13 protein-coding genes are annotated in these 11,784 nt (G+C 67.1%); 4 read left to right on the top strand and 9 right to left on the bottom strand.

Annotation, left to right across the window (positions count from 1 at the left end):
- Positions 1-2: 2 nt before the first annotated feature.
- Positions 3-1,010 (top strand): alpha/beta hydrolase, encoded by a 1,008-nt coding sequence (locus tag ACFXHE_RS34620; protein WP_379388869.1) that lies wholly within the window; start codon positions 3-5, stop codon positions 1,008-1,010.
- A gap of 43 nt (positions 1,011-1,053) precedes the next feature.
- Here the strand turns inward: ACFXHE_RS34620 and ACFXHE_RS34615 are convergent, their stop codons facing one another.
- On the bottom strand, positions 1,054-1,500 hold the full coding sequence (locus ACFXHE_RS34615) for a MarR family winged helix-turn-helix transcriptional regulator (protein ID WP_379388868.1): 447 nt from the start codon (positions 1,498-1,500) through the stop codon (positions 1,054-1,056).
- Positions 1,501-1,555: 55 nt separating this feature from the next.
- Here ACFXHE_RS34615 and ACFXHE_RS34610 point away from each other — a divergent pair, with 55 nt between their 5' ends.
- A complete protein-coding gene (locus tag ACFXHE_RS34610; RefSeq protein WP_379388867.1) occupies positions 1,556-2,623 on the top strand; it encodes a hypothetical protein in 1,068 nt (355 codons plus the stop codon).
- A gap of 7 nt (positions 2,624-2,630) precedes the next feature.
- On the opposite strand, the gene ACFXHE_RS34605 is transcribed toward ACFXHE_RS34610, so the two are convergent.
- A complete protein-coding gene (locus tag ACFXHE_RS34605) occupies positions 2,631-3,170 on the bottom strand; it encodes a TetR/AcrR family transcriptional regulator (protein WP_379388866.1) in 540 nt (179 codons plus the stop codon).
- A gap of 110 nt (positions 3,171-3,280) precedes the next feature.
- Between ACFXHE_RS34605 and ACFXHE_RS34600 the strand changes: the two genes are divergently transcribed.
- Positions 3,281-3,694, top strand: a complete 414-nt coding sequence (locus ACFXHE_RS34600; protein ID WP_354842991.1) for an organic hydroperoxide resistance protein — start codon at positions 3,281-3,283, stop codon at positions 3,692-3,694.
- Positions 3,695-3,700: 6 nt separating this feature from the next.
- Here ACFXHE_RS34600 and ACFXHE_RS34595 read toward each other — a convergent pair whose 3' ends face one another.
- Together ACFXHE_RS34595 and ACFXHE_RS34590 are read right to left on the bottom strand one after the other, a co-directional pair.
- The gene (locus tag ACFXHE_RS34595; RefSeq protein ID WP_379388865.1) at positions 3,701-4,237 is read right to left on the bottom strand and encodes an NlpC/P60 family protein; all 537 of its coding nucleotides are present in this window, start codon (positions 4,235-4,237) and stop codon (positions 3,701-3,703) included.
- Positions 4,238-4,488: 251 nt separating this feature from the next.
- Positions 4,489-4,767: a hypothetical protein gene (locus tag ACFXHE_RS34590; protein WP_379388864.1), complete on the bottom strand. Its 279-nt coding sequence runs from the start codon at positions 4,765-4,767 to the stop codon at positions 4,489-4,491.
- 129 nt (positions 4,768-4,896) lie between these two features.
- Between ACFXHE_RS34590 and ACFXHE_RS34585 the strand changes: the two genes are divergently transcribed.
- Positions 4,897-5,475 (top strand): TetR/AcrR family transcriptional regulator, encoded by a 579-nt coding sequence (locus tag ACFXHE_RS34585; RefSeq protein WP_379388863.1) that lies wholly within the window; start codon positions 4,897-4,899, stop codon positions 5,473-5,475.
- A gap of 52 nt (positions 5,476-5,527) precedes the next feature.
- On the opposite strand, the gene ileS is transcribed toward ACFXHE_RS34585, so the two are convergent.
- The 5 genes from ileS to sepF all read right to left on the bottom strand — a co-directional run bounded on the left by ileS (position 5,528) and on the right by sepF (position 11,756).
- Positions 5,528-8,683: an isoleucine--tRNA ligase gene (ileS, locus tag ACFXHE_RS34580; protein ID WP_379388862.1), complete on the bottom strand. Its 3,156-nt coding sequence runs from the start codon at positions 8,681-8,683 to the stop codon at positions 5,528-5,530.
- Positions 8,684-8,993: 310 nt separating this feature from the next.
- The gene (locus ACFXHE_RS34575; RefSeq protein WP_379388941.1) at positions 8,994-9,197 is read right to left on the bottom strand and encodes a hypothetical protein; all 204 of its coding nucleotides are present in this window, start codon (positions 9,195-9,197) and stop codon (positions 8,994-8,996) included.
- A 126-nt stretch (positions 9,198-9,323) separates the two neighbouring features.
- Complete coding sequence (locus ACFXHE_RS34570) at positions 9,324-10,154, bottom strand: DivIVA domain-containing protein (RefSeq protein ID WP_379388861.1); 831 nt, start codon at positions 10,152-10,154, stop codon at positions 9,324-9,326.
- A 72-nt stretch (positions 10,155-10,226) separates the two neighbouring features.
- Positions 10,227-10,529, bottom strand: coding sequence for a YggT family protein (locus ACFXHE_RS34565; RefSeq protein ID WP_040856625.1), 303 nt, complete (start codon positions 10,527-10,529; stop codon positions 10,227-10,229).
- Between the two features lie 429 nt (positions 10,530-10,958).
- Positions 10,959-11,756 (bottom strand): cell division protein SepF, encoded by a 798-nt coding sequence (gene sepF / locus ACFXHE_RS34560; protein ID WP_379388860.1) that lies wholly within the window; start codon positions 11,754-11,756, stop codon positions 10,959-10,961.
- Between the last annotated feature and the right edge of the window lie 28 nt (positions 11,757-11,784).

Here is an 11,784-nt window from a genome sequence, read left to right as displayed (position 1 = left end):
CCATGGTCGTACCCGCTGGTCCGGCCGTCGGTGCCCCACCCGACCCGATAACCAGCACGGCGAGCCTCGGGGGCACCGCGGTGTCCGACGACGGGTCCGCCATCACCTCCTTCGAGGTGCACGATTCCCGCAACCTGACGCTGCATGTGCACTCAGCGGTCATGAACTCCGATATCGCGGTCGAGGTGCAGCGTCCCGCCGACACCTCCGAGCCGCGCCCGGTGCTGTATCTGCTCAATGGCGCGGGCGGCGGCCAGGACACGGCGACCTGGAAGCGCAATACCGATTCCACCCAGTTCTTCATGGACAAGGACGTGAACGTGGTGATGCCGATCGGCGGCGCGTTCACCTACTACACCGACTGGCGCAGCCCCGATCCCCGGCTGGGCCAGCCCATGTGGAAGACCTTCCTCACCGAGGAGCTACCCCCGCTGGTCGACGCGGCCCTGGCCACCAATGGGATTCAAGCCATCGCGGGCATGTCCATGTCGGGCACCTCGGTATTGCAGCTTCCGATCGCCGCGCCCGGCCTGTACCGGGCCGTCGCCGCCTACAGCGGGTGCGCCCAGATCAGTGATCCGGTCGGCCAGAAGTTCACCGACCTGGTGGTCTCCATCGGCGGCGGCAATCCGGTGAACATGTACGGGCCGATGGACGATCCGGAGTGGGCCGCCAACGACCCCTACGTGCACGCCGAGGCGCTGCGCGGCCTGGGGATCTATGTCTCCAACGGCTCCGGCCTGCCCGGCCGCCACGACAATGTGGCTGATGTGCGCAGCCTCGGTCCGGCGGACGGCGGTCTGCCGCAGCAGATCCTGGTCGGCGGCATCCTGGAGGCGGCCAGCGACTGGTGCGCCCGCAATCTCAAGACCCGCCTGCACCAGTTGGACATTCCCGCGACCTTCGATATCGCCAAGCCGGGCACGCACTCGTGGGGCTACTGGCAGGACGCGCTGCGCGCCTCGTGGCCGGTGCTGGCCAAGGGCCTGGAGCTGCCCGAAACGAACTGAGCCGCGGCCGGTTCCGGCCCTCGGTGTCCGTCCGGCGACGCCGCTAGCCCTCGTCGGCGGCGTTGTAGCGCACGAGATAGGCCGCGAGCCGCTCGACATCCGCGTCGTCCCAGTCGGCGAACCGTTCGGTGAACGCCGCGCTGCGGTTGCGCGCCGCGGCGCGGGCCACCCGTCTGCCCTCGGCGGTGGCGTGCAGCACCAGGTTGCGGCGGTTGGCCGGGTCGACCTCGCGGGCCAGGTAGCCGTCGCGTTCCAGCGCGGCCACCTGGCGGCTGACCGTGGACTTGTCGAGGTGGAAGTGCCCGGCCAGATCCGAGGCCAGGCACCCGTTCCGCTCGATCACCAGGTCGAGAATGCTGGAGGCCACCAGCGACAGCTCCGGATGCAGTTCGGCGGCGCGCCCGCGGGCGCGCCGGGCGAAGGCGGTGAGCTCGCGCTGTATGACCTCGATCGCATCGGATCGGCCGGGGAATGCGTCAGCACTCTTCATAGTTGTAGACTACAACCTCAATTGGTTGTATTTACCAACTATTGGAGAAGAACCCATGGCCCCGCATCAGATCCGGCATGTCGCCGTGCACCTGCTCACCCCGCTGCTCATGTGCCTCGGCATGGGGCTGGCGTACCTGGGCGCGTTCCATCAGCCCGAGCCCAACCACCTGGCGGTGGCCATCGTCGGCGACAGCCCGCAGGTCAAGGTGCTCGCGCAGACCCTGAAGGACAAGGGCGGCAATGCGCTCGACGTGATCACCGTGCCCACCCGCGACGACGCGGTGAGCCAGCTGCGCCACCGTGACCTGGCCGGCGCGTACGTCCCCGACACCGAGAAGCCCGAACTGCTGGTCGCGAAGGCCGGATCCGACACCACCGCCATGGCCGCCGAGGCCGTCTTCGGCCAGGTTGCCGGGCTGCAGAACGCGCCGCTGACCGTCACCGACGTCACCACCCCCAGCTCCGGCGACCCCACCGCGCAGGGCATCTTCTTCCTCCTGGTCGCCCTGAGCATCGGCTCCTACGGCAGCGTCGCCGCCATCGGCGCGGCGGGCGCGGGCCTGTCCATGTGGCTGCGCGGCGCGATCGGCCTGGTCACCTCGCTGCTGGTGAGCCTGATCGGCCTGGCCCTCGCCGGCCCGGCCTTCCACGTGGTCGACCACGACCTGGGCGCGATCTGGGGCATGTCGTGGCTGTACTCCGCGGGCATCCTGACCATCGGCATCGGCCTGCACACCTTCCTGAAGCGCTGGACCACGCTGGCCCTGATGGTGCTGTTCGTCATGCTGAACTTCACCAGCTCCGGCGGCGTCTACAGCCCGTGGCTGCAGAACGATTTCTTCGGCACGCTGCACCACTTCTGGAACGGCGCGGGCTTCGTCGAGGGCGCACGCAGCCTGCTCTACTTCGACAGCACCGGACTGGGTGGCCGGATGGCGAGCCTCGCGCTCTGGTTCGCGGCGGGCGTGCTGATCATGATCGTGGGGGGCCTGACCGAAAAGCGGCAGGCCGCAGCGCAATCGGCGCCGCGCCACGCCGCCCCCGAGCCTGCCGGGCAGGCCCCGTCCGCCGAGACCGCGGTGGCGGCCGAGGAGGAGATGGAGGAGGTGGTCGGCGTCTGAGGCCGGTCTACCGAATACCCAACTGCGACAAGGCGGTCCGGATGCCCACCCGGACCGTCTCGTCGTCTCCCATGCCCCCGCTGACGGCCACGCCGTCGCGGGTCAGCAGCAACGCCCGGGCGGCATCGTCGATGTCGGTGTGCCCCGCCGCGCGTAGCCGGTCGGCCATCAGATCCCGGAACCAGCCGCGATAGTCGTCGACGACCTTGCGCACGGCATGCTCCGGATTCGGGAACTCCACGGCCGCATTGAGAAACGGGCAGCCCCGGAAGCCCGGTCCGCAGCTGAGCTCGCCCAGCCGCTCGAAGATGCCGACGATGGAGTCGGTGCCGGCGCCGGGGATGGCCTCCAATACCTCGCGCTGACGGCCGTATTCGCGCACCAGGTAGGCGACGACCAGGTCTTCCTTGGTCTTGAAGTGCCGGTAGAAGGTGGCCTTCGCGATGCCCGCCTCGGCGATGATGCGGTCGATGCCGACGGTGTGGATGCCCTCGGCGTAGAACAGCCGGGTCGCGGTGTCCAGCAGGCGATCACGGGCTTCGCTCATAGCTGACCTGCACTCCTTCCCCTCATCGGGCTTCGGTATTGACGATAGCAGACAGGTCTGTCTACTCTGAGTCGCGTCTGAACAGACAAGTCTGTCTAGGGAGATTCGAAATGGCTAAGCTCTTCACCTCGTCCGCTACCTCCGTCGGCCGCGAGGGCCGCTCGGTCAGCTCCGACGGTTACCTCGACCTGAAGCTGGCCCAACCCAAGGAGGCCGGCGGCAGCGGTGACGGCACCAACCCGGAGCAGCTGTTCGCGGTGGGCTACTCGGCCTGCTTCGCCGGCGCGCTGCAGGTGGTCGCCCGCAACCAGGGCATCGAGCTGGGCGACACCTCGGTGACCGCCGACGTCAGCCTGAACAAGGACGAGGAGACCGGATTCGGCATCTCCGTCGTGCTGCGCGTCGAGCTGCCGGAGGAGCTGCAGAACGACAAGGGCCGCGAGCTGGTCGAGGCCGCCCACCAGGTGTGCCCCTACTCCAAGGCCACCCGCGGCAACATCCCCGTGGAACTGGTTGTCGAGTAAGACGATTCAGTAGAAGCGGCGAATGGTGTAGATGTCGAACTGGCTCAGCGGAGTCAGGCCGACGGGCACACCCCAGTCGTACGCGTTCAGCACATTGCCGCCTCCCGCGTAGATGCCTACGTGGGAGGCGTCGTCGTTGAGGACGACGACGTCACCGACCTCCATGGAGCCGATCGGCACCTCGAGTCCGGCGCCGGCCTGCTGCCAGGTGGTGCGCGGCATATCGATGCCGACGCTGCGAAAGGCCCACTGCACCAGGCCCGAGCAGTCCCAGGCGTCCGGGCCGGTGCCGCCCCAGCGATAGGGCTTGCCGGTCTGAGTGGTCGCGAGCGCGAGCGCGACCATGGCCCGCGGACTGGCCACCGGCAGCTGCGCGGAACCGCTCGCGCTGCCCGAGGCCGACCCGCTGGCGCTGCCGGAGGCGGACCCCGACGCCGAGCCGGTATCCGCGTGCGCCAGACCTGCCCAGAGCGCGGCGCTCAGCACCAGCGCCGAGGCCGTCGTGACGAATGATGCGAAACGGTGAACCTGCCTTCGAGCCATATGCGTGCCCCTTCATCGGCGATACCGCAGCAACATCTCGACCAAGACAATTAGCTAACTGATAGCTGTTCTATCGCACGTGCAACATGCGTCACAAGAGAACCCGGGTCGGCGTGTCTCCAACCTCCGTCGCTCACACCAAAAAACGCCTGTTCAAGCGATTTGAACCAGAAAAGCCGAGAGCGCCCGCCCGGACTCCGGGAGGGCGCTCAACGTTTGCCGAAGGCCAGTGACGCAGCGTTCGCCGGCGATCAGCGGCGCAGCCGCAGGGTCAGGTGGTGGTTGGCCTTCATCAGCATCGGGATCAAGACGTAGGCCGAAGTGGGCACCACGATCGCGGTCAGGACAAGGGTCCGCACGAACACCGGCAGGCTCGCCATCTCGGGGCCGAGCAGGGCCAGAGCGATGGTGATGGTCGGGTACACGGCCAGCCAGGTGATGAGCGCGCGCCGATGCACCGACGGAACCACCATGGGCGCAGCGGCATTCGCGGCAGCGACAGTGGCGGGGGTGATGGTGAGGGTGGTCATTGTGCGCTCCTAGCGACAGTGTTCCCGTTTTCGGCGAGACGGTCCGTCTCGTCTCATGGGTAAGTTAACCCCTGCCGTGACACCTGTCAAGACGAGACGTTCCGTCTCGTTCAACGGTATGATGAGCCCATGCCCCAGCCGCCCAATCCCGAACTGCGCAGCGCCAAGTCCCACCAGGCGATCCTCGACGCGACCTTCGAACTCGCCGTGCGCAATGGCTACGGCAAACTCACCATCGAGGCCATCGCCGCCAAAGCCGGCGTCGGCAAGCAGACCATCTACCGCTGGTGGCCCTCCAAGGGCGCGATCGCCCTCGAGGCCATCAATGACCAGATCGGTTCGGCCACCGACTTTCCCGACACCGGTGACATCGCCGCCGATCTGAAGGCGCAGATCGGCGGCCTCGCCCGAATGCTGGCCGGCGATGTCGGCTGCGTCTACCGCGGCGTCATCGCCGAGGCCCAGAACGACCCGAAGCTCATGCAGATGGTCCGCGAGACCTTCGTCGAACCCCGGGCCCGGAAGGGTGGGCTCCGGCTCGAATCCGCCATCCGCGCCGGGCAGATCCGTGACGATCTGCCAGTGCTCGCCATGACCAATATGCTCTACGGCCCGGTCTACCTGCGGTTCCTGCTCGGCGTCGGCGACGTCCTCGACGCCCCCGAACTGGTGGACCCCATCCTCGACGGACTGCGTCCCCGCTCCTGACGCAAAAGGGAAGGGGCGGAACCGAGTTCGGTTCCGCCCCTTGTCTCTTCGGCTACGCCTTGACGATCGAGACCTTCACGCCGCCGACGACCTCGGGGGCACCGGCACCCACCTCACCGAGAGACAGTGTGGTGGCGAGGATTTCGCCCGCGATCAGCTCGCGGTGGGTCTCCGCCCAGCCCAGGCGCTCGGCCGGGACGTCGAGCACGACCGTGATGCGGTCGGAGACGTCCAGGCCCAGGGACTTGCGGGTCTCCTGCAGGTCGCGAATGAGGTCGCGGGCCCAGCCCTCGGCCTCCAGCTCCTCGGTGACCGCCGAATTCAGCACCACCAGACCGATATTGCCGGGCAGGGCGGCGGTGGATTCGGGTTCGGCGGCGACCAGGCGCTGGGTGTACTCCTCCGGCAGCAGGGCGATGCCGGCGGCGGAGACGGTGCCGTCGGCGGCCTCGCTCCACTCCCCCGCCTTGACGGCCTTGATGACCGTCTGGACCTCCTTGCCCAGGCGCGGTCCGGCGGCGCGGGCGTTCACCACGAGCTCGAAGCGGCCGTGCGCGGCCACATCGGTGGTGAGGTCGACCTTCTTGACGTTCACCTCGTCGGCGATCAGATCCACGAAGGGCCGCAGGCGTTCCGCGTCGGCGGCGGCCACGGTGACCTCCGAGAGCGGCAGGCGCACGCGCAGGTTCTGGGCCTTGCGCAGGCTCAGCACCGTGGAGCAGACCGTGCGGACCTCGTCCATGGCCGACACCAGTTCGGCATCGTGCGGCAGGTCGGTGTCGCTCGGCCAGTCGGCCAGGTGCACCGAGCGCTCGCCGGTGAGGCCGCGCCAGATCACCTCGGTCAGCAGCGGCAGCAGCGGGGCCGCCAGCCGGGTGGTCACCTCGAGCACCGTGTGCAGGGTGTCGATGGCGTCGCGGTCCTCTTCCCAGAAGCGCGAACGCGACCGGCGCACATACCAATTGGTGAGCGCGTCGGCGAAGGTGCGCAGCTCGTCGCAGGCCGTCGCGATGTCGTAGATCTCGAGGGCGCCGGTCATGACGTCGCGGGTCTGCGCCAGCTTGGCCAGGATGTAGCGGTCCAGAACGTTCGGCGAGTCCGTGCGCCAGGTACCCGGCTTGGAGGCGTAGAGCTGCAGGAAGGTCCATGCGTTCCAGAGCGGGCGCAGGGCCTGGCCGACACCCTCGCGGATGCCGCGCTCGGTGACGATGAGGTTGCCGCCGCGCAGCACCGGGGACGCCATGAGGAACCACCGCATGGCATCGGAGCCGTCGCGGTCGAAGACCTCGTTGACGTCCGGGTAGTTGCCCTTGGACTTGGACATCTTGAGGCCGTCGTCGCCGAGCACGATGCCGTGCGCCACCACCGATTTGAAGGCCGGGCGATCGAACAGCGCGGTCGAGAGGATGTGCAGGTTGTAGAACCAGCCCCGGGTCTGGCCGTTGTACTCGACGATGAAGTCGCCGGGGCTGTGCGCGGCAGCGTCGGGGGTGCCCTCGAACCATTCCTTGTTCTCGAACGGGTAGTGCACCTGCGCGTACGGCATGGAGCCGGACTCGAACCAGCAGTCCAGCACCTCGGGCGTGCGCCGCATCATCGACTTCCCGGTCGGGTCATCGGGATTCGGGCGCACCAGCTCGTCGATGCCGGGCCGGTGCAGATCGCTCGGCCGCACGCCGAAGTCCTGCTCCAGCTGATCCAGCGAGCCGTAGACGTCCACGCGCGGGTAGGCCGGGTCGTCGGAGATCCACACCGGGATGGGCGCACCCCAGTAGCGGTTGCGGCTGATGTTCCAGTCGTGGGCGTTCTGCAGCCACTTGCCGAACTGGCCGTCGCGGATGTGCTCGGGAACCCAGGTGATCTCCTTGTTGAGCTCCACCATGCGGTCGCGGAAGGTGGTGACCGCCACGAACCAGGACGGCACCGCCATGTAGATCAGCGGCTGGCCCGAGCGCCAGCTGTGCGGGTAGGAGTGCTCGATGGTCTCGTGCCGCAACAGCTTTCCGGCGGCCTTGAGGTCCTTGATAATGACCGGGTTGGCGTCGAAGACCATGAGGCCCTCGTAGGGCGGCACCATGGAGGTGAACTTGCCGCCCGGGTCGAGGGGCTGCACGACCTCGATTCCATTGGCGGAGGCCACATCCATGTCCTCCTCACCGAACGCGGGCGCCAGATGCACCACGCCGGTACCGGAGTCGGTGGTCACGTAGTCGGCGTTGAGCACCCGGTGCGCATTGGGGTGGCCGAGGAAGAAGTCGAAGGGCGGCAGGTAGTGCAGGCCCTCCAGCGCCGCGCCCGAATACTCGGACAGCACAGTCGGTTCCTCGCCCAGCTCGCGCGCGTAGTGCGAGACCCGCTCGGCGGCAAGCACATACCGCTTGCCGTCCTTGCCCTGGACGTGGGCATAGGTGATGTCGGGGTGCACCGCGATCGCCAGGTTGGACGGCAGCGTCCACGGCGTGGTGGTCCAGATGAGGGCGTTGGCGCCGTCCAGGGCGTGCAGCGGGTGCTCGGCGGGAACCCGCAGCACCATGTCGACGGTGACCGCCGGATCCTGGCGCATCCGGTAGGAGTCGTCGAGCCGCGCCTCCTGATTGGACAGCGGGGTCTGCTCGTACCAGCTGTAGGGCAGCACCCGGAAGCCCTGATAGATCAGGCCCTTGTCGTACAGCGACTTGAACGCCCACATGACCGATTCCATGAAGTCGAGGTCGAGGGTTTTGTAGTCGTTGTCGAAGTCGACCCACCGGGCCTGGCGTGTCACATAGTTACGCCACTCGTTCGTGTAGCGAAGTACCGAGGATTTGCACGCGGCATTGAATTCCGCGAGACCCATGGCATCGATCTGTGATTTGTCCGTGATACCGAGCTGCTTCTCCGCTTCGATTTCCGCGGGGAGGCCGTGAGTATCCCAACCGAATCGTCGTTCCACCTTCTTCCCGCGCATGGTTTGGAATCGCGGGATCAAATCCTTGACGTATCCGGTGAGCAGATGGCCGTAGTGCGGCAACCCATTGGCGAAGGGCGGGCCGTCGTAGAAGACGAATTCCTCTGCATCGGAACGGTTCTCGATGCTGGCGCGGAAGGTGTCGTCGGCGGCCCAGTAGTCCAGGACCCGCTGCTCCAGCTCGGGGAACGACACCTGACCGGACGTCCGGCTCAGGTCAACGCGCGGATATGCGCTTCGGGTGGTGGTCTCGTCCGCCATCGCGGCCTCTCAGCTCCTCGTGCCAGCACTGTGGACACGGGGACGATGCCGGCGCTCGGTGCGCCGTAACCGCGGTACCACCCCGCTTGCCCGGTCCAGGATCACGAAAACCCTTACAGGACCGAGCCTCTCGTTGTGAGCTGTGACGGGCTCACCCGTTCGGGTCTAGTGAGCGAGGCCCTGTCGTTCACTGCTGAACACAGACGCCCGCCGTTCTTCCGAAAGCTCCCCGGTGATGGCCGGATCAACGCCGTATAGCTCTCTACAGTCTAGCGAGGCCGGTCCAGCGGATATTCCGCGGACCCGCCCACTAGTGCTTCGCATGTCTTCCGCTCGGCCGTGACGAGGTGTCCTCGTCATCGGTCCGCAGCGACAACGCACTGACGAGCAGCAGCACCGCGCCTATCACGCACACGATGATGCAGCCCCATGCCCAGATCACCGAACCGGTGGTCAGTGCGGTCACCAGCAGGCCGAAACCCACGGCTGCGAGCGCGAGCGTCACCACGAGCAAGTGCACCACCCCCTCGTTGGGCTTCGACAGCGACGGCTATCGGAGGACTCGAAAGGTTGGCGGCGATACCGCGCCACCCGGGAGTTCGTCCCGCGCGACCTGGCATCGCTGGCCGTATCTACGACTTTACTTGCTGCCCTTGAGAAGTGCGCCGTTGCCGGACCCATCCTGGCCGAACTCGCCGCCGTCGACCGGGACCGCCGAACCACGGTTCTCCAGCTCCTCCAGCTGCGATTCCAGGTAGGACTTCAGGCGCACGCGGTATTCGCGCTCGAAGGTCTTGAGCTGCTCGATCCGGCTCTCCAGCACGCTGCGCTGCTGGGTGATGGTGGCCATGATCTCGGTGTGCTTGCGCTCGGCGTCGGCCTGCAGGGCGTCGGCCTTCTCCTTCGCCTGGCGCAGCTGGGAATCCGAGCGGGTCTGCGCGTCGGACAGCATGGCCTCGGCCTTCTGGCGGGCATCGGCGATCATCGCCTCGGAACGCGTACGCGCGTCGCTGACCAGGCGCTCCGAGTTGGCCCGGGCGTTGGCCAGCAGCTGCTCGGCCTCGGTCTTGGCATCGGAGGTGAGGCGGTCGGCCATCTCCTGGGCCAGCGAAAGCACCTTGGCGGCCTGCAGATTCGCGTCCGCGGAGGGCGCCTCCTGCTTGACGGCGGCCACCGGGACCGGAGCCGGCATGGGGGCCGGGGGCGGCGGCGGAGCGGCCTTGATGGGCTCCGGCGCGACGGGCGCCTTCACCGGCTGAACCGCGGGACCCCGATTCTTCTTGGCGTCGGCCAGTTCCGCGTCCAACTCGGCAACTCGCTGGCGAAGATCAGCGTTCTCTTCGATGAGGCGTGAGAGCTCCTGCTCGACCAGGTCGAGGAAGGCATCGACTTCATCCTCGTTGTAGCCGCGCTTCCCGATCGGCGGTTTGCTGAACGCGACGTTATGAACATCGGCGGGGGTCAGCGGCATGGAACGATCCCTTCACGCTTCGTATGGAGATCTAGCGGTAGATCTGGGCAAGCTTTCTTTCCGGCCATTCTGTCACACCTGAGCTATCGACTGCCCTGCCTGGCCCGTGATCGTCATCAAGATGAACACGATGAAAAGCAGGACCATAATCGACAGATCGAGCCGAATTCCCCCAAGATTCACTGGGGGTATCAAACGCCTCAGAAGTTTCACCGGAGGGTCGGTGACCGTGAAGATCACCTCCAGGATGATCACCACGAAGCCCGTCGGCCGCCAGTCTCGCGCGAAGCTGCGGATGAACTCGACGATGACTCGGCTGATCAGCAGCAGCCAGAAGAGGAACAGCAGTAGGTTCAACACCTGGAACAGGGCCACCGCACCACTGTGCCCTAGATTCCATGATCGGCAAAATAGAAACACTGGGCCCGATTGCCCTCCGCTTCGCTCCGGGCGGGTTCACGGCCCCGTCACCTCGGCCTTCCCTCCTCCGCTCCAAGCGCGGGGAGGCGGAGCGCAGTCCAGACCGAGGCGGGCCGCGAACTTCGAGTGGGACCGCAGCGCGGGACCGCATTAAGAGCAGCAAAGGACCACATGTAGAGCCCGAATCCAGGCATGTGATTCATGACATGCCCATCTGAATGAGCGTGCGATACCCGACAACTCGGGTGCAAGACTCCCCCGCGAATCCCCCGCGACTATTTCGCAACCCCCGTTGACGAACGCAATTCGTTGCCGCCGTTCAGTTTTGGCGCAACGGTCGAACCCCGGCTGCCGCCTCCGCGTACTCGTGGCTGCGGCAGCTCGTCACTTCTGGTTGTAGAAGCCGTTTTCCGCGATCCGGCGGCGCTCCTCGGCGGAGACGTCCACGTCGGCCGGTGAGAGCAGGAACACCTTGGTGGCGACCTTGTCGAACGAACCACGCAGGGCGAAGGCCAGGCCGGCGGCGAAGTCCACCAGGCGGCGGGCGTCGGAGTTGCTCATCTCGACCAGGTCCATGATCACCGGGGTGCCGTCGCGGAAGCGCTCACCGATGATGGCGGCCTCCGCGTAGGTGCGCGGGCGCAGCGTGGTGATCTTGGACAAGGTGCCTCCGTCCTCGAAGATCTGGGGACGGCGGGCCGCCTCGATCCGGCGCTCCTGCTCCCGCAGCTCCTCGATGCGCCGCTCCGCCTCGGTATCCATCGCGAGCGCGCCGCGGGTGCTGCCGCGCACCGAGGGCGCGCTGCCGCCCATGGCACGGGTGCGGCTGGACGGGGCGGTGTCGATGCGGGTGGGACGACGGGCCGCGTCGTAGCGGTCGTCGGCGTCGTAGCGGTCGCGGTGGTCGCGCTCGCGGTGATCGTCGGCGTAGTCGTCCCGGCGGGACACGCTGTACCCGGGCTTGTAGGGCGCCTTGTAGGACGGCTCATAGGCGGGCTCGTCGTCGTAGCGGTCCTCGCCGTATCGGTCGTAATCACGCTCGCGTTCGGCGTAGGGCCGGGGACGACGCTGGCCACGCTCATCGGCGCTCCGGGCGGCTCCGCGGTCGTCGACGTAATCGTCTTCGTAATCCTCGAGCGGAACCATCCCGAAGTACGCCTTGAACTTGTGCAGCGTGCTCATCTGGTCGACCTTCCTTCGGCCCCGGTTG

It is taken from the genome of Nocardia sp. NPDC059229 (assembly GCF_042754165.1).
Lineage (GTDB): Bacteria > Actinomycetota > Actinomycetes > Mycobacteriales > Mycobacteriaceae > Nocardia.
This window is presented reverse-complemented; position numbering and strand designations above follow the sequence as displayed.